General features: G+C 67.7%; 19 protein-coding genes and 1 tRNA gene. 8 read left to right on the forward strand and 12 right to left on the reverse strand.

Features of this window, described 5'->3' with window-relative positions; all coding sequences use genetic code 11:
• Positions 1-4: 4 nt before the first annotated feature.
• The 5 genes from AC3ANU_RS00480 to arfA form a co-directional block, all read right to left on the reverse strand.
• Positions 5-307, reverse strand: coding sequence for an urease subunit gamma (locus tag AC3ANU_RS00480; protein WP_026266013.1), 303 nt, complete (start codon positions 305-307; stop codon positions 5-7).
• Between the two features lie 115 nt (positions 308-422).
• Positions 423-974 (reverse strand): cysteine hydrolase family protein, encoded by a 552-nt coding sequence (locus tag AC3ANU_RS00485; RefSeq protein WP_488315227.1) that lies wholly within the window; start codon positions 972-974, stop codon positions 423-425.
• Between the two features lie 106 nt (positions 975-1,080).
• Positions 1,081-2,085: a LacI family DNA-binding transcriptional regulator gene (locus AC3ANU_RS00490; protein ID WP_018770910.1), complete on the reverse strand. Its 1,005-nt coding sequence runs from the start codon at positions 2,083-2,085 to the stop codon at positions 1,081-1,083.
• Positions 2,085-2,672, reverse strand: a complete 588-nt coding sequence (locus AC3ANU_RS00495) for an HhH-GPD-type base excision DNA repair protein (RefSeq protein WP_018770911.1) — start codon at positions 2,670-2,672, stop codon at positions 2,085-2,087. The genes AC3ANU_RS00490 and AC3ANU_RS00495 overlap by 1 nt, the downstream gene beginning before the upstream one ends.
• A 61-nt stretch (positions 2,673-2,733) precedes the next feature.
• Complete coding sequence (arfA, locus tag AC3ANU_RS00500; protein WP_488315228.1) at positions 2,734-4,260, reverse strand: arabinosylfuranosidase ArfA; 1,527 nt, start codon at positions 4,258-4,260, stop codon at positions 2,734-2,736.
• Between the two features lie 454 nt (positions 4,261-4,714).
• Between arfA and AC3ANU_RS00505 the strand changes: the two genes are divergently transcribed.
• Positions 4,715-5,515, forward strand: a complete 801-nt coding sequence (locus AC3ANU_RS00505; RefSeq protein WP_488315229.1) for an ANTAR domain-containing protein — start codon at positions 4,715-4,717, stop codon at positions 5,513-5,515.
• Positions 5,516-5,520: 5 nt separating this feature from the next.
• On the opposite strand, the gene AC3ANU_RS00510 is transcribed toward AC3ANU_RS00505, so the two are convergent.
• The 5 genes from AC3ANU_RS00510 to AC3ANU_RS00530 form a co-directional block, all read right to left on the reverse strand.
• A complete protein-coding gene (locus AC3ANU_RS00510; protein ID WP_488315230.1) occupies positions 5,521-6,294 on the reverse strand; it encodes an anti-sigma factor domain-containing protein in 774 nt (257 codons plus the stop codon).
• Positions 6,281-6,859 carry an RNA polymerase sigma factor gene (locus AC3ANU_RS00515; protein WP_018770915.1) on the reverse strand — a complete coding sequence of 193 codons (579 nt, stop codon included), beginning with the start codon at positions 6,857-6,859 and terminating at the stop codon, positions 6,281-6,283. The genes AC3ANU_RS00510 and AC3ANU_RS00515 overlap by 14 nt, the downstream gene beginning before the upstream one ends.
• A gap of 67 nt (positions 6,860-6,926) precedes the next feature.
• The gene (locus AC3ANU_RS00520; RefSeq protein WP_488315231.1) at positions 6,927-7,682 is read right to left on the reverse strand and encodes a class F sortase; all 756 of its coding nucleotides are present in this window, start codon (positions 7,680-7,682) and stop codon (positions 6,927-6,929) included.
• Positions 7,683-7,793: 111 nt separating this feature from the next.
• Complete coding sequence (locus tag AC3ANU_RS00525; protein ID WP_488315232.1) at positions 7,794-8,630, reverse strand: DUF4397 domain-containing protein; 837 nt, start codon at positions 8,628-8,630, stop codon at positions 7,794-7,796.
• A 119-nt stretch (positions 8,631-8,749) separates the two neighbouring features.
• Positions 8,750-9,769 (reverse strand): LacI family DNA-binding transcriptional regulator, encoded by a 1,020-nt coding sequence (locus AC3ANU_RS00530; protein ID WP_018770918.1) that lies wholly within the window; start codon positions 9,767-9,769, stop codon positions 8,750-8,752.
• A 133-nt stretch (positions 9,770-9,902) separates the two neighbouring features.
• On the opposite strand from AC3ANU_RS00530, the gene AC3ANU_RS00535 reads away from it, so the two are divergent.
• The 3 genes from AC3ANU_RS00535 (at position 9,903) to AC3ANU_RS00545 (ending at position 11,399) form a co-directional block, all read left to right on the forward strand.
• Positions 9,903-10,244: a YciI family protein gene (locus AC3ANU_RS00535; protein WP_488315233.1), complete on the forward strand. Its 342-nt coding sequence runs from the start codon at positions 9,903-9,905 to the stop codon at positions 10,242-10,244.
• Between the two features lie 21 nt (positions 10,245-10,265).
• Positions 10,266-10,883, forward strand: coding sequence for a M23 family metallopeptidase (locus AC3ANU_RS00540; RefSeq protein ID WP_488315234.1), 618 nt, complete (start codon positions 10,266-10,268; stop codon positions 10,881-10,883).
• Positions 10,884-11,012: 129 nt separating this feature from the next.
• A complete protein-coding gene (locus AC3ANU_RS00545) occupies positions 11,013-11,399 on the forward strand; it encodes a VOC family protein (RefSeq protein ID WP_488316003.1) in 387 nt (128 codons plus the stop codon).
• A 110-nt stretch (positions 11,400-11,509) separates the two neighbouring features.
• Here the strand turns inward: AC3ANU_RS00545 and AC3ANU_RS00550 are convergent.
• Positions 11,510-11,582: transfer RNA gene (locus tag AC3ANU_RS00550), tRNA-Lys, on the reverse strand.
• A gap of 210 nt (positions 11,583-11,792) precedes the next feature.
• Between AC3ANU_RS00550 and AC3ANU_RS00555 the strand changes: the two genes are divergently transcribed.
• From AC3ANU_RS00555 to AC3ANU_RS00570, 4 genes are all read left to right on the forward strand, one after another.
• Positions 11,793-12,452 carry a hypothetical protein gene (locus tag AC3ANU_RS00555; protein WP_018770922.1) on the forward strand — a complete coding sequence of 220 codons (660 nt, stop codon included), beginning with the start codon at positions 11,793-11,795 and terminating at the stop codon, positions 12,450-12,452.
• Positions 12,453-12,813: 361 nt separating this feature from the next.
• Positions 12,814-13,431 carry a DUF47 domain-containing protein gene (locus tag AC3ANU_RS00560; protein WP_018770923.1) on the forward strand — a complete coding sequence of 206 codons (618 nt, stop codon included), beginning with the start codon at positions 12,814-12,816 and terminating at the stop codon, positions 13,429-13,431.
• A gap of 1 nt (position 13,432) precedes the next feature.
• A complete protein-coding gene (locus AC3ANU_RS00565; protein WP_018770924.1) occupies positions 13,433-14,443 on the forward strand; it encodes an inorganic phosphate transporter in 1,011 nt (336 codons plus the stop codon).
• 210 nt (positions 14,444-14,653) lie between these two features.
• A complete protein-coding gene (locus tag AC3ANU_RS00570) occupies positions 14,654-15,061 on the forward strand; it encodes a hypothetical protein (RefSeq protein ID WP_488315235.1) in 408 nt (135 codons plus the stop codon).
• Between the two features lie 27 nt (positions 15,062-15,088).
• On the opposite strand, the gene AC3ANU_RS00575 is transcribed toward AC3ANU_RS00570, so the two are convergent.
• The gene (locus AC3ANU_RS00575; protein ID WP_018770926.1) at positions 15,089-15,508 is read right to left on the reverse strand and encodes a hypothetical protein; all 420 of its coding nucleotides are present in this window, start codon (positions 15,506-15,508) and stop codon (positions 15,089-15,091) included.
• Positions 15,509-15,529 lie beyond the last annotated feature (21 nt).

A 15,529-nucleotide genomic window follows, 5' to 3' on the forward strand; every position in this document is an offset into this window, starting at 1 on the left:
CTCCTTAGCGGATGGGGTTGTGGACGGTGACGAGCTTGGTGCCGTCGGGGAAGGTGGCCTCGATCTGCACGTCGTGGATCATTTCCGGCACGCCCTCCATGACGTCCTCGCGGCTGAGGAGGGTGGTGCCGTAGCTCATGAGATCGGCAACGGTCCTGCCGTCCCTGGCGCCCTCGATCAGTTCATAGCTGATGATGGCCACGGCCTCCGGGTAATTAAGTTTCAGGCCGCGGGACTGCCGGCGCCGGGCCAGGTCCGCGGCCACCACGATCATGAGCTTTTCCTGCTCACGCGGCATCAGATGCATGGATTTCCCTTCGACGGCCAACGGCGTGGGCTCCAGCGTAGACCCGGCACGTTTCCGCCAGGTTTCAGCAGCATCAGGCCGGTCTATCCGGAGCCTGCTTGCTGACCGGTGGGGCCTACTTGCTGAGCCCGGAAAGGATCTCCCCGCTGGACTGGACGGGCTGGCGGTAGGTAGCGGAAAGGATGCGGAGCATGTCGGCGGCGTCCTGGTCGGCTTCGGAGGCCATGGCGTCCCTGGCATACGTCACGCGGATGTTGTGCGCGAATGCATCGGCGGCGGTCTGGGCAATGCAGTTTTGGGTTGAGACGCCCGCGAGCACCACCTGGTCGGCTCCCCAGTTCCGCAGCCGGGCCAGCAGGTTGGTGCCCACGAAGGCGCTGTCGCGGGTCTTGTTCAGCTGGGGCAGGTCTTCGGTGATGAGCCCCGGCACGGACTGGGCCTGTTCACTGCCGCGGAAGATGAACCCCTGGTCGTCGTCGAGCATGCTGAGGGTCCAGGTGGATTTGTCCCGCTCGTGTTCGGTGCCCACCAGCAGCGCCTTGTGGCCGGCGGCCTTGAACCCTTCCAGCAGCCGGTTGCACTCGCTGACCACCCGTTCCCGCTGGGCTGCCAGTTCGGGGGTTTCGAAGAAAGCGTTCTGCATGTCGATGACCAGGAGGGCAATCATGGCGGCACCTTTCCGTCTCTTGAACCGGTGGCATAGGCGTACCCGCTTGCGGAGCAGGCGAAACCTGCCCGCCCGAAACCAGGGCGCCGGGACCAGAGCACCGGAACTACGGCGCGGACTCGCGGATCTTTAGTTCGAACCCGGCCTCCACGTGCACGCCCGCCCCGGATGTCTCGCGCCCGGCGATCCGGTCCAGCAGCAGGCCGATGGACCGTTCCGCGATCTCGTCCATGCCCGGCGAGACGGTGGTCAGGGACGGGGACGCGAACCGGGCTTCGTCGATGTCGTCAAAGCCTGCCACGGCCACGTCCTGGGGCACCTTAACCCCGCGGATCAGGAGTTCGTGCAATGCGCCGAGTGCCAGCACGTCGTTCAGCCCGAAGACGGCGTCGAACTCCACGCCGGATGCCAGGAGGCCGGCCACGGCGGCGGCGCCGGTGTCGCGGCGCCACTCCGCAGGCACCACCAGGGCAGGGTCGAACGCGATGCCGGCTGCCTCCAGCGCCTTCCGGTATCCGTTCAGGCGCAGGCCCCCGCTGCCGGAGGTCTCCCCGGCGTTCGCCCCGATCACGGCAATGCGGCGGCGGCCGCCGGCCAGCAGGTGCGCCGTGAGCGCCGCCGCGGCTTCCCCGTTCTTCATCGTGACCAGGTCGAAGCGGGGATCCATGATGTGCTCGCCGAGCATCACCAGCGGCTTGCTGCCGGCACGCGCGGAAATGGCCTCCGCGTCAACCATCAGCGGCGTGAACAGCAGGCCGTCGGTGAGCTGCCGGAACGTCCCCTGCAGGGCGCCCAGTTCAGCGGCCGCTTCCGCGTCGGACTGCTCCACCAGCACCCGGTAACCCCGGCGGGAAGCGGCCTTCATCAGCCTGGACGCCAGCTCGGCGTAGTACGGGGCGGAGAGGTCGGACAGGACCAGCCCCAGCATGGAAGTCTTGCCGGACCGGAGGCTGCGCGCCGTGAGGTTGGCTTCGTAGCCCAGCTCCGCAATGGCATCCTGCACCCGCTGCTTGGTGGCCGGACGGATGAATTCGTAGTCGTTCAGGACGTTGGAAACGGTCTTGAGGGAAACGCCCGCCGCCCGTGCGACGTCGTTCATGGTGACTGCCATTAACGTTCTTTTCCTGCTTTCGCCGCTGCTTTGGCGGCCTGCTTGCTGGCGCGCACTTTTGCCAGGGATTCCGGGTCCACGATGTCTGCCACTGACAGGTAGCTGCCGTCCTCACCATAGTGTCCCGCGGCTTCACGCCATCCCGGCGCATTCAGGCCGCGCTGCTTGCCCAGGAGGGCCAGGAAGATTTTCGCCTTCTGCTCGCCGAATCCGGGCAGGGCCTTGAGGCGGCGCAGCACCTCGGCCCCGTCCGGTGACCCTTTGGTCCAGATGGCCGCGGCGTCCCCGTCCCACTCGCTCTGGACGGCCTCGGCCAACGCCTGCACCCGGGCGGCCATGGAACCGGGGAAGCGGTGTACGGCGGGCCGTTCCTTGAACATCTCCACAAACGCCTGGGGGTCCTGCGCGGCGATGGCCTCCGGCTTAAGCGACCCGATCCGGCTGCGGATCTTCTCGGGCCCGGCAAAGGCCGATTCCATCGTCACCTGCTGGTCCAGCAGCATGCCGGTCAGCAGGGCGAAGTCGTCCTCGCTCAACAACTTGTCCGCGGCGGGATCGCCCGTGATGTGCAGTTCCATGCCGTCCATCCTCCCACCTGCGGCCCGCCGTCGTCATAAGGGCGCCCCTGCCCTCCCGCCCCCGGGGGGGTCAGCTGTCCACGGACAGCCGGATCATGGACCAGGACACGGCGGGGAGTTCGGCGGTGAGCCTCCCGCCGTCCACCTTCACGGTGCCGTTTTCCGATGGCAGGACAGAGGTGGAATCGTCGGCGCTGGCCTGCCAGTACGGGTCCTTGTTGGCGTAGGTCACCGCCTCCAGCAACCGGACATCGCCCAGCCCGGCCACGGCTGCGTCAAGCGTCAGTGCCTGGCCGGCGGACCGGTTGACGGCGAACACCACGGCTTCGCCCTTGTCCGCGTCATACGTGGCGACGGCGGACAGGGCGGCGACGTCAGTTGTCGTGCCGCCGCTGACCAGTGGGGATTCGACGGCGAGTTGCAGGACGGTGCCGGAGGCGTGCCGTGAGGTCAGGGCAAAGGGGTGGAAGGTGGTCTGCTTCCAGGCGCGGCCGCCCGGCTCGGTCATGATGGGGGCGATGACGTTCACCAGCTGCGCCAGGCTGGCGGAGTGGACGCGGTCCGTGTTGCGGAGCAGCGTGACCAGCAGGTCCCCCACGACGACGGCGTCCGCCACCGTGTAGGTGTCCTCCAGCAGGACGGGGGCCACGGGCCAGTCCTTGCCGGTGGGCACCTTGGACTCGTCGCGGCTCATGTGCCAGACGTTCCACTCGTCGAAGGAGATGTTCACCTGCTTGGAAGATTTCTTGACCGACTTCACATGGTCGATGTGGCTGACGAGGTCGCGGATGAAGGCCTCCATCTTGTGTCCCGCGGCGAGGTGTTCCTGCAGGTCGCCGAAGTCCTCGAAGTACTGGTGCGCCGAGATCAGGTCCACCAGCTCGTGGGTCTCCGTCAAAACCACGCGTTCCCACTCACCGAAAGTCGGCATGGTGGGCCCTGAACTGCCGCAGGCCACCAACTCCACGTCCGGCTGCATCATGCGCATGGCACGGGCAGTGTCGGCGGCCAGGCGGCCGTATTCCAGCGCGTTCTTGTGGCCGATCTGCCAGGGGCCATCCATTTCGTTGCCCAGGCACCACATCCTGATGCCATAGCCGTCCCGGGCACCGTTCGCCTGGCGCTGGCCGGCCAGCGCCGTGCCGGCGTCGATGTTGCAATACTCCAGGAGGTCCAGCGCCTCCTGGACCCCGCGGGTGCCCAGGTTCACCGCCATCATGGGTTCAACGCCGGCCTTGGCGGACCACGTGGCGAACTCGTCCACGCCCACCGTGTTGGGATCGGTGGAGTGCCAGGCCAGGTCCAGGCGCACTGGCCGCTGGTCAACCGGGCCCACCCCGTCCTCCCAGCGGTAGCCGGACACAAAGTTGCCGCCGGGGTAGCGGACGGTGGATACCCCCAGTTCGCGGGTGAGCGCGAGGACGTCCCTCCGGAACCCGTCGTCGTCGGCATCCGGGTGGTCCGGTTCAAAAATGCCGGTGTAGACGCACCGGCCAAGGTGCTCAACAAAGGCACCGAACGTACGACGGCGGACCGGCCCCACGGTGAACGACGGGTCGACGGTGATTTTTGCTGCGGCGGGTTCTGGCTGGGTCACGAAGGCATCCTCGGCTTGGTTTCTACAACGTTATAGAAACTATTGTTGGGGGGCCCGCCTCGGGAGTCAAGTGCTCCGTTGACCGGGCGGCAGCGCGGCCTCACCCCTGGGCCGCCAAGCGACCCGCTTCCCACCTGTGGCAACACGCCTGAGGGGTTTCCGCAGGGCGCGCCCAAGTACTCCCTAATCGGAAAAACAGGTACTGGTTACGCATCCACTGGGGGCTGGACGGCCATTAGGTTTTTCACAGAGACAAGACCTGTTCTGCTTTCCGGTACTTGGCTCACTAGGGGGTGTGAGACTGGCAATGCATGCACGACAGGTAAACCCAGGCTTCCCGGTTCATAGGACCCGGGTACTAAGCGGGGCCGGCGACGAGGAGTCCTTTGAGACCAAGGGCTCTCCCCCAGCCGTCGCCGGCCCTCTTTCCGCAGCGAACGCCCGCAGGACGCGCGTGCCCCATCCGGCGCCGCGCGGCCGTGAACGCGGTGCACCCCGGAACCCCGCCCTCGTGCTGGACCTGGTCAACGGCGCCCAGACCCTCTCCGATTCCCTTAGGCTGCTGGTGGCCGCCTCGGCTGACCATGTGGCCGCCACCGCCGGGATTGACGTGGGCTGCGGCCTGGTGCTGCACCAGGCCAAGCGGACTCCTGCCATAACGGGCACCACCGGTGAAGTAGTGCGGATGCTGGACTGGGAACGGGAAATGGACGAGGGGCCGGTAACTGACGTCATGTCAGGCGGGCACCCCGTCGCGGTGCTCCAGCGGAACGGGGATTTCCGGTGGCAGCACTATTCGTCGCAGTTGCAGTTATCAGGGTTCGGCAGTGCCCTTGCCGTACGGCTCCGTCTGGAAGCGGACCCCGCGGAAGATGACCAAACGATCGGCAGCAGTGGCCCCGGCCGGACCGCCGCCGCACTTGCCTTCTTCGCGCACGACTCGAAGGCTTTCCCGCTGCAGGCCATCGCCGAGGCACGCACCTTTGCCGCCCTGGCGGCCAAGAGCCTGCAGATGGCCATCAACCTGCACTCCGCCCGCTCGCTGGCCACCGACCTCCGTTCGGCCCTGGACAGCCGCACCTCCATCAACGTTGCCTGCGGCGTGATCATGGCCCAGAACAGGTGCTCGTACCAGGAGGCCTTCTCCATCCTTGCCAAGGCTTCCAGCCACCGGAACATCAAGCTGCGCAAGGTGGCGGAGGAACTGCTGGAGCGGTTGCCGGAAGGTGCCCCGCACTCACACTTCGGCGGCTGACCGCGTCAGGATGACAGGGTGCCCCTGGCGATGCTCACGCTGGAGTGCGCAGGATTGCCGTCCATCGGTTCGTCGGAAACATCCACCACCGAGTACTGGGAGAGGTCCAGGCCGCTGGGCACCTGGAACGTTCCGGATGTGGAGTTCATGACGCCCAGGCTGACCAGCCGGGAAAGGTCCGGCGCAATCAGCCACACCTCCTGGTAACCCTTGGCTTCATCCTTGTCCAGGCTGATTTCCAGGTTGCGGGAACCGTCGGGCGCCGTCACCACCTTGGCCGATCCTGCGGCGGAGTGCTGCGCCAGCGGCGCCAGCTGGGCAGAGGCCAGCTGCTGGGGCTGGGGCGGACGGGTCAAGGTCAACACCGCACCAACCACCACCAGGACGGCTGCGGCTGCAGCTGCCACCCACGTACCGGGGCGCTGCCACCAGGCACCCTTGGTCCGCCGGCGGATAGGGATAACGTTCGACGGCGGCGCGTCCACAGGTGCGGCCGCCGGACCCACGCTGTTTCCCTTGGCGGCGTCCGCCGCCAGCGGATCCTCCCGCACGGACCCCGAAAGGCCCAGTTCCCGGTGGATTCCAGCCCATACCTGTGGCCCGGGCACGGCCAGGCGGCTGGTGTCCGGTGCGGTCTTCACCGCGTCCACCGTGCGGCGCAGGGCGGCAAAATCGGCGGCGCACTCGGGGCAGGCAGCCAGGTGCTCCCGTGCACCCGGGTCCTCCCAGCCGTCGTAAAGTGCCAGGAGGCTCAACTGTTCCGGATCAAGATGCGGCATGGTCTACCTCCAATCTGCTTCGCAGGTGCGACAGGCTCCGGCGGATGTGGCTCTTGACCGTACCAAGGGGAAGGCCCAGTTTGCGTGAAATCTGCTCGTGGGTCAGGTCCTCGTAAAAGGCGAGCTTCATGATGGACCCCTGGGGCTCGCCCAACCTCTCCAGTTCGCCGTCCAAGAGCAGCCTGTCCGCCAGCATTTCCGCCGCCTCTGTTCCCGTTCCGGCGTCTTCTCCCATACCGGCTCCGGCCGCCGCGAAGGCCTTGCGTGCTTCCCGGGCTGCCGCCGAATGGGCATCGGTGATGGCGTTCCGGGTGATTCCCACGATCCACGCCGGCAGCCTGGCCACTTGCGGGTTGAAGGTACTCCGCGAACGCCAGGCCCGGATGAAGACCTCCTGGGTCACGTCGTCCGCCGCTGCCCTGTCCGGCAGGGAACGCAAGGCAAGGGTGTGCACCAGGGGCGCGAACTCACGGTAGGCCGCTGCCAGGGCGTGCTCATCCCCGGCCAGGAAGGAGTCGGTCAGTGCGTCATCCCATCCGCGGAAAGCGTGCCCGGGAAGCGTCACAGGCAACTCCTTCCCGGCGTCGGCGCACGAGTTACATGGCTGGCCACCGGTGATGCAGAAACCAGGTTCATGCAGGAACTGCGGTGACAATGACATTGTCGCTGTAGTCCATCCGCTCGTCCAGCCATCGGCCGCCGCAGGTGACCAGCTTGAGTTCGTGCGGGCCGGACCGGCGGAACAGGGCGCCGCCGTCGAACTTGTCCTTTGCCATCAGTTCCACTCCCACCACCCGGTAGGCGAGCGGCGCGGCCCCATCCCGGCCCACGCGGATGAGGATTCCCGGCGAGAGGGACTTCAATGCCGAGAACGGTGCCCGGTCGGACGTGGTGTCGATATGGCCGGCGATGACGGCGGTTCCCTCGGCTGCTCCCGGGGCCGGACCGAATTTGTACCAGGCCGCCCGGTCGAAGGCGTCAGGGATTTCCATCGCTCCCCCGCCGGAAACTCCCCCGGGCACCACCGGCATGTCGATGGCAGTGCCCGCCACGGTCAGTGATGTTGGTGCCGGCACCACCGCCGCGGCGGTTGGAGCCGCGGGCCGGACCGGGATGGCCCCGGTGGGAGGTACAGCGGAGCCGGCAGGGGCCGGCGCCCCCGGCGAGGGCGCCGGCTCGTGAGAGCCGGTTGCCGCGGCAACCGTGGAGGGGGCCGGCTGCCCGGCAGAACCGGTGGGACCCGCAGAACCAGTGTGACCGGGGGAACCAGTGGGACCGGCAGGACCGCAGCCGGACAAAACCAACGCGGCAGCCACCATCGCTGCCGCCGCGCCGCCTGCCGGATGGCGACGGCGGTACCCGGGTGCCGGCGTCGTGCCTGCCATCATGCCTGCCGCCTCCCTTCCATGTATGCCGGCCATTGGCGGTGCCGGTGCAGGGGCCCGTCCGTTGCCGGCCGGGCCCCTGCGGTGTGGTCCTTCAGCGGGCGTCTGGCCCGGTTACAGTTCCGCCCGCCGTGCGCGGACCGCGCGGGCTGCGCCCACCGCCCCCGCGAGGAGGGCCAGCGCTGCCAGGCCAAACCCTGCGGTGGCAACGGCAGGGCCCGCTCCACCGGCATCCGCGGACCCGTCAAGGGCACCCGGCACAGAGGCCGGTGCGGAATGCAGGCCCTCGATGGTCTGGACTGCAAGCTTCAGGTTCTGGTCGGCCAGGCTGCCCCAGGCGTAGACGATGGTGTGGGTACCTTCAGCCACCGCCACGTCGGCCGGGCCGACTACCGGGGCAGTGGTGCCTGCGGCAGCCACCGCGGCCGGGACGGTGCCGGGATCCAGGGTCAGGGTCTTTTCGTTCGGGTTGGCCAGGTTGGTGACAACGGCGGTGCCGCCTGCCAGGACATCGACGGCGGGGGCTGCGGCTGCGTGCCGGACCGTCAGTTTGCCCTTCCCGGCGGGAATTTGGGACACGTCGTTGGTGAACAGGCTGGCGGTGGGTTTGCCGTCGGCGCCGAGGTGGGCTGCGGCCGTGTAGTTTCCGTTGGCGGCAAGGGTGACGCTCACCGGACCAATGGCCGGCGCGGAGGCGTCGGCGGCATCGGCTGCCGTGATGGCGATTTCGTAGGTGCCGGCCGGAAGGGCCAGTGGCCCTGCAAGGGTTCCGGGGGCAAAGTCATCCAGGGTGCGGTCACCGTTGACCCAAACGTCCACGGTCAGTCCGGGAACGCCATGCAGCACGGACAGCTGGGCATCCCCGTCTGCTGCGTGGGCGGGACCGGCCAGAGCGATTGCGGCTGCAATGGCTGCTGCACCGGCACCTGCGGTGAAGATTTTGTTGCGCATGTCCATCTCCTTGAACGGCCCGGCTGACGGGCGTTTTTTGCTGACACTCCTACTACCGGCGCAGCCCCGGATTTGGATGCAGAATCATGGAGATTTTTTTGGCACTTGGTGCCGTCCGCCTAGGCGCGCGCTGGAGCGGCGGTGCTGGCACGCAGGACCAGCTCCGGCGGGACCACAGTGGAGCTCACCGCGGCACCCGACTCGATTTCCTTCAGCATGATGTCCATGCAGCGGCGTCCCAGCTCCTCGAAGTCCTGGCGGACGGTGGTCAGCGGCGGCGTGAAGTACCCCGCCTCCGGCTGGTCGTCGAAGCCCACCACGGAGACGTCGTCGGGCACCCTGACCCCCGCCTCGGTGAACGCGCGCAGCAGGCCCAGTGCCATCTGGTCGTTTCCAACGAAGATGGCGGTGGCCCTGAGTCCGGAGGCCAGCTTGCGGCCGATCGCGTAACCGCTGCCAGCGCTCCAGTCCCCCTCAACCAGCAGGGAATCATCCAGGCCGGCATCCCGGAGGGCAGCACGCCACCCCTCCGCGCGCTCAGCGCCGTCCGTCCAGTCAGGCGGCCCGGCGATGTGCCCGATCTGCCGGTGGCCCTCACTGATGAGATGTTCGACGGCGAGCCTGGCGCCCGCACGCTGGTCCACCATCGCGCCGCTGACGGAAGCGCTGCCGGCCGAGCCCACAGCCACCACGGGCACGGGAAGATTCATCTGCTCCAGCACTGCGAGGGTGTCCGAGTGCGGCACCAGCACGGCGATTCCGTCCACGGCCTGGTCCATGAAGTGGCCCACGGCGTTGGAGATGGCATCCCGGCTGATTTCCCGCAGGGCCGCGATACTGACAAAGTAACCGGCGTTGCGGGCGGCATGTTCAACCCCCAGCAGGGTGTTGGCCGGGCCGTACTGCGAAAGCTCGCTTGCCAGCACGCCAATGGTCTGCGAGCGCCGGGTGACCAGGCTCCGGGCCGCGGTGTTGCGCCGGTACCCCAGTTCGGCAATGGCGGCCTCCACCTTTTCCCGGGTCGCCTTGCTGACGTTGGGATGGTTGTTCACCACCCGGGAGACGGTCTGGTGGGAGACCCCCGCCACCTTGGCCACGTCTTCCAGGCGCGGCATCCGGCCCTTGCTGGTATTTGCCATGAGCCTATTGTGCCTGTTGCAGCCCCCGCGGCGGCGTCCCCGGGCGCCGGCACAGCGCGCCTGAATCCTTGCGCGGCAGCGGAGCGATGGGAAGGATGAAGCTTATCGACTTGCCAACGAAGGAGCCGTGAGAATGACCAAATACCTGATCTCGTTTCCCAGCGGCGCCATGGACATCCCGGATGGTGGCCTGCAGGCCGTAGCGGACGCCGCGCATGCCGTGGTCCAGGAGGCGAAGGATGCCGGCGTCTGGGTGTTCGGCGGCGGCATCGACGAGCGCGTTCCGCCCGTGATGGTCGACGGCGACGGTACGGTGAGCGAAGGCACTTACCCCCAGACGGCGCAGATCGAAGGCGGCTACACGGTGCTGGAGCTGCCCGGCTACGAAGCCGCACTGCACTGGGCCGCGAAGATCGCCGCGGCCTGCCGCTGCGCACAGGAAGTGCGCGCCTTCCAGTACGATCCCGCCAGCTGACCCATCAAGCCCCGCCAAACCATGCCTGCGGCGACCCCTGCGGACCTGGAGTATCCGTTCACCGGCCCCTGGCTGGTGCAGAATTCTCCCGCCAACCGGATCCCCAGCCACGGGACACGGCTTTTCGCCACGAGCCACGCCATCGACTTCACCCCGCTGGACCGGAACGGGCGGTCTGCGCCGGTCACCCTGGCGTCGCTGTTCCGGCCCGAGCCGCCGGAGCAGTTCGTGGGGTTTGGCAGGGCTGTGACAGCCCCGGCCTCCGGTATTGTCCTCGCCGCCCATGACGGGGAGCCGGACCATGCCGCCTTCCGCGGCCTTCCATCCATTCGTTACGCCGCTTCGCAGGCCAGGCGGGCGCGGGAGGGATGGCCGGGCCTTGCAGGCAACCACGTGATTATCGGGAGCGGCGCGGTGTTCATCGCCCTGTGCCATCTGCAGCGCGGGAGCGTCCGCGTCCGGCCCGGCCAGCCGGTTGAGTGCGGGGAGATGGTGGGCCGCTGCGGCAACTCCGGCAACAGCACGGAACCGCATCTGCATGTGCAGGCCATGGATTCCGCCGATCCAGCCCGGGCTTCCGGCGTTCCCCTCTCGTTCCCCGGCGGACTGCCACGCAACGGGACCATCGTGCATGCCTGAGGCGGGGGTTACCAAGGGCCGGAGCAATGGATGGGACCGGTCAGGGCCCGGCGGTGTGGGATCCCTTGCCCGCACACGTGCTACACGAGCAGGATGGACGCATCGAACGGTTGGGAAAAGGCGGGGGTCATGCGCTTGGTTCAGGTCGCTCAACACGCCAGTGATCTGCAGCGGGCAGCGGAGTTTTACAGCGCCTTGCTTTCGGCAAGATACACGGCCGTGTTCGATCCGCCCGGGTTGCTGTTCTTCGACCTCGACGGCGTACGGCTGTTGCTGGAGCAGGGCGCGCCGAGTTCGCTTCTCCATCTTGGCGTTCCCGATGTGAAGCGCACTGTGGAGCAACTCAAGGGCCGGGGAGTGGAAATAGTGGCCGAACCGCGGGTGATCTTCAGCCACGACGACGGCCTGCTGGGGCCCGCCGGCACGGAGGAGTGGATGGCATTCATCCGGGACAGCGAGGGAAACACCCTGGGGCTGGTCAGCCAGATTCCCCCGGCATCGCCATCCCGGCCGTGAGGCACCCAAACGCTTGCAGGCCGGGCCCGCGGACGCCCGCGCAATAGTTGGCCACGGCCCTGAAACCACCGGCAGGCCAGAGGCTGGATGCCTCTGGCCTGCGTAAACGGTGGGCCCTGTGGGGCTCGAACCCACGACCCACGGATTAAAAGTCCGATGCTCTACCAACTGAGCTAAAGGCCCCTGCCGGCCAGCCAAACACGCTGTGTCTGCCCATCCGGCCCAATCCATTTCTGGACGTTAATACTCTAACCCATGGTTCCGGCGGCTTCGCACATGGCCCAGGCGCCGTCGTCGGACGCTTTCATCCCCCTTTTGAAGCCTCTTCCCGCAGGTGAAGCCGGGCGCCGCAGACGCTCGATTTCCGCCGCGGCACAGGAGTAGCGTGGGGGCATGAGCGAGCAAGCAGGAACCAGTCCTTACGGCGGCAGCAACCGGCACCACAAGCCCAAGCCTTTCGCCCCGATGGATTTCGAGCCCTTCGCCGGCGGGGCCGATCCCGCCCGCGTCTCGGAGGCCGCCCACCTCGCCGCGCAGGCCCTGGTCCGCCACGGCCGGGACAGCGATGATCCGGTGGTCACCGAACGCCTCGTGAAGCTTGCCGACGAACAGGGCCTGGAGGCCATCGCCGAGATGTGGGCCGAGAGCCCGGCCCGCTCCCTTCCCGGCGCCCTGTGGCGGCTTTACGCGCTGCGCGCTGCCACGGTCCAGGATCCGGAACGCATCTCCGTGTATTTCCGCGCGGGCCGGGACACCGCGCAGGTCTCCAACGTGGTGGCCGGCGCGGCTGAACCACCCGGCGCGGAGGAAATGCGCACCATGGCCGACGCAATCCTTTCCGGCGCGTTCGACGGCGATTTCGACGTCGCGCTGGAACGGTCCGCCGCCTTCTGCCGGGTGGTGGCGCTGGGCCAGGCCACCCTTGCCGACGGCGCCGAACACGCCAACGAGGCACACGCCAGCAAGCTGACCCGCAACTCCCACCAGTTGGTCAAGACCGCCGAGGACCTGGAGCACGCCGCCAACGCGTGGCGCCTGGGCGAACTGGACTGAGTGGCCGCCGGGACCGGGTAACCGGCCGTACAGGGCTGGTTGCTCGAGCCTGCCCGGCACCCTCTGGCCCTTATTTTCGGGACGAACAAGGGCGCCGCTGTCAAGATTGACTTGGGCCGGGTGAAGTAGAAGACTGAAACCGGTGCCGAGCCGCGAAACCCCCGGGCTTCAACAATTAGCCGCCTAGAGCGGCCTACCGCCGAGAGGCGTATCCGGTTCGGCACCATTTTTCTGCCCTCTTCCGGGTGGACAATTCAGAGGTGCTCTTTCGGGCCGGTAGAGTAGGCGACAGTTGCGCGCCGGAGTCAAGTCACACGGCAGCGACCCCCGCCTTGATAAGTCCCCGGAGACCGGTAAACACGTGAAGCTGCGCCTTTTCCCCCAGGAGCCCGCAGGGCTGAACCTGCTCTCGCAGATGGCACAACAGATCGTGCTGGCCACCGCCACCCTGGCCGAAATCCTTGGCGTACCCGCGGACGAGCACGGCAACCTCGTGGAGGACATGCACAACCTCGAGGCCAAGTCCGCCGAACTGCATTTCGCCCTGCTGACCCACATGCGCACCAGCTTCGTGAACCCGCTCCCCCGCGAGGACATGTACGCCCTCTCCCGGTACCTCAACGAGGCCATGGAGAAAATGGATGCCGCCGCGGAACTGGTGGCGCTGTACAAGCTGGACCGCCTGCCCAAGCGCGCCGCGGACCAGCTGGAGATCATCAGCCGGCAGGCCGAGCTGACGGTCGACGCCATGTGCAGGCTCAACAACCTGGATGACCTTGAGGACTACTGGATCGAGATCCTGCGCCTGGCCAAGCGTGCCGAGCGGACCCACCGGGTTTGGGTGGCGGACATGATCGCGGACATGAAATGGGCGCAGTACTCGCGCAACCGGGACATCGCCAACCAGCTGGTGGAGGTCACCAAGGACATGCGGCGGGTGGCCACCCAGGTAGGCAGCATCATCGTCAAGGAATCCTGAGGTGGCGGCAGTCATCTTCGCGGCGGTGGTCCTGCTGGCGGCGGCGTTTGCCTTCCTCAACGGCTTCCGCGATGCGTCCACCTCAGTGGCCCTTGCCGTCCGGAACCGGGCCCTCACCCCCAGCGTGGGCGTGCTCCTTGCCGCGTTCTTCAACTTTGTCGGCGCCCTGGTGAGCGCCCTGCTTGCCGTCGCCGCCAGCCAGACCTGGATCCATCTTCCCGCCGGGGCCGACGGGCTCACCATCCTGGTGGCCGGCCTGGCCAGCGCCTGCGCCTGGGGGCTGCTGATGTGGCGGCGGGGCATCCCCGCGTCCTCCACCCACGCCCTTGTTGGTGGTCTTGCCGGCGCAGGCCTTGCCAGCCTTGCCATCGGCGGCCCGGGGGTTGCCGGGGTGGACCAGTCGCTGCTGTTCCAAGTGGTGCTGCCCCTGGTGCTGTCCCCGCTTGTGGCCTACAGCGGTTCCTTCCTGCTGGTGTATCCGGCCACGTGGGTGGCCCGGTACACGCAGCCCAATGTGGTGAACCAACGCTTTCGCAGGGGCCAGGCCGTTGCGGCCGGCGCGGTGGCCTTTGGCCACGGCCTGCAGGACGGCCAGCGCGTCAGCGCGGTACTGCTGCTGGCCCTCCTGGCGGCAGGCTATTCCGACGGCGGGATCCCCGTGTGGGTGGCAGGACTCTCCGCAGTAATGATGACCGCCGGGACGCTCTTCGGAGGTTGGCGGATCTCGCACACCATCGGCTACAAACTCACCAGGATCGACCCCCTGCGCGGATCGGTGGCCCAGACCTTCAGCGCACTGATGCTCTTTGTGGGCGCCATCGGGCTCCACTGGCCGCTCTCCACCACCCATACCGTCACCGCCGGGGCCCTGGGCGCCGGGGAGAACCAGAATTTTTCGGTAACGAACCGGAAGCTGGTGATCAGGATCCTGTGGCTCTGGGCCCTGACGCCCCTGGCCACCTGCGCCCTGGCCTTCGTGCTGGCCCTGGCCCTGTCCCCCGTTTCTGCCTAGCCCACCCCTGTCGAATCCACCCCCGGTGGGCCCTGGCAGCGGAGGGTGGAGCTCCCCTGTACAGGGGCACCCCCGTGACGTAGATTCGAAAAAAGCGCCCCGGGCCAAAGGTGCGGGGACCGGCGTCCGGGCCGCGTGCAGGGCCGCGGACGGGCAACCGCTGCAGCAACACGGCGGCTTGGATGCACACAGCGGAAAAGAGCAGGCGTCATGTCTTCCCCGTATTTCCGGCGCCCCCTGCCACAGCCACGGCAACTTCAGTGCGAGGCCTGCGGAACCGGGCACCAGCTGACCATTCATGCCATCACGTCCATCGGCGCCGCCGGCGGGGACCTTGTCACGGTTTCCTACACCTGCAACGACTGCAACCTGTTCCAGGAACACAGTGCCTTCGCTGCCTACGTGGCGGCCGCCCTGAACCAGGTCCGCTGGATGGCGAAAGTGATCCTCTTCGGGGACGAGTACATCCACTGCGGCTGCCCCATGGAGGAAGCGGAACACGAGGTTGAGCGGCTCTGCTATCGCAGCAGCAACACGGGCAGTGGCCTCAACGCGGTGTCCCTGCCCACCCGGGTCCTGCGCTGCCATTGCGGATTCCAGCTGGAAGTTCCGGAATAAGCCCGCCCGGGCCCGGGCGGGCGCCGGTCAGAGCTGGATGGCGGCCGGGCCATCGGTTTCGGCCATCAGGACGGCCGCGAGCTCCTCGGCGGTCAGGTTCGCCGCGGTGCAGAGTTCGTGGTGTGCCACTCCGGCCGCGGAAGCGTTGCGGACCGCCTGGTGCAGGGACTGCAGGGCGTTGTCCAGTTCCCACTGCATGCTTTCGAGGTGGGAGCTGGTGCGCCACACCTCCGACAGGACATCGCCCTCTTCCTCAAGGCCGGCCGCAGCCAGCCCGAGGTGTGGTTGAAGCTCAGGGGCCAGGGGGCCGGCGGCAAGGGGTCCTGCCAGGCCGGCGGCTGCGGCAAAGCCCTCCACGGGCAGCACGGCATCCCGGGCCGGTGCGCCCGGCCCGGGGACGGACACCGTAAGCTGTGGGCCCAGGGCGTTGCTGGCCGTCTGCGTCATGGCGAAACTCCTTTAGCTGAC

Source organism: Arthrobacter sp. SDR-2R, from assembly GCF_057747955.1.

What these genes read in the sequence shown, in the direction of transcription:
- AC3ANU_RS00530 (WP_018770918.1), bottom strand. Translation starts at nt 9,769, where the DNA reads ATGGCAAATACCAGCAAGGGCCGGATGCCGCGCCTGGAAGACGTGGCC.
- AC3ANU_RS00575 (WP_018770926.1), bottom strand. Translation starts at nt 15,508, where the DNA reads ATGACGCAGACGGCCAGCAACGCCCTGGGCCCACAGCTTACGGTGTCC.
- AC3ANU_RS00525 (WP_488315232.1), bottom strand. Translation starts at nt 8,630, where the DNA reads ATGCGCAACAAAATCTTCACCGCAGGTGCCGGTGCAGCAGCCATTGCA.
- AC3ANU_RS00555 (WP_018770922.1), top strand. Translation starts at nt 11,793, where the DNA reads ATGAGCGAGCAAGCAGGAACCAGTCCTTACGGCGGCAGCAACCGGCAC.
- AC3ANU_RS00495 (WP_018770911.1), bottom strand. Translation starts at nt 2,672, where the DNA reads ATGGACGGCATGGAACTGCACATCACGGGCGATCCCGCCGCGGACAAG.
- AC3ANU_RS00535 (WP_488315233.1), top strand. Translation starts at nt 9,903, where the DNA reads ATGACCAAATACCTGATCTCGTTTCCCAGCGGCGCCATGGACATCCCG.
- AC3ANU_RS00510 (WP_488315230.1), bottom strand. Translation starts at nt 6,294, where the DNA reads ATGCCGCATCTTGATCCGGAACAGTTGAGCCTCCTGGCACTTTACGAC.
- AC3ANU_RS00540 (WP_488315234.1), top strand. Translation starts at nt 10,266, where the DNA reads ATGCCTGCGGCGACCCCTGCGGACCTGGAGTATCCGTTCACCGGCCCC.
- AC3ANU_RS00485 (WP_488315227.1), bottom strand. Translation starts at nt 974, where the DNA reads ATGATTGCCCTCCTGGTCATCGACATGCAGAACGCTTTCTTCGAAACC.
- AC3ANU_RS00480 (WP_026266013.1), bottom strand. Translation starts at nt 307, where the DNA reads ATGCATCTGATGCCGCGTGAGCAGGAAAAGCTCATGATCGTGGTGGCC.
- AC3ANU_RS00490 (WP_018770910.1), bottom strand. Translation starts at nt 2,085, where the DNA reads ATGGCAGTCACCATGAACGACGTCGCACGGGCGGCGGGCGTTTCCCTC.
- AC3ANU_RS00520 (WP_488315231.1), bottom strand. Translation starts at nt 7,682, where the DNA reads ATGATGGCAGGCACGACGCCGGCACCCGGGTACCGCCGTCGCCATCCG.
- AC3ANU_RS00570 (WP_488315235.1), top strand. Translation starts at nt 14,654, where the DNA reads ATGTCTTCCCCGTATTTCCGGCGCCCCCTGCCACAGCCACGGCAACTT.
- AC3ANU_RS00545 (WP_488316003.1), top strand. Translation starts at nt 11,013, where the DNA reads ATGCGCTTGGTTCAGGTCGCTCAACACGCCAGTGATCTGCAGCGGGCA.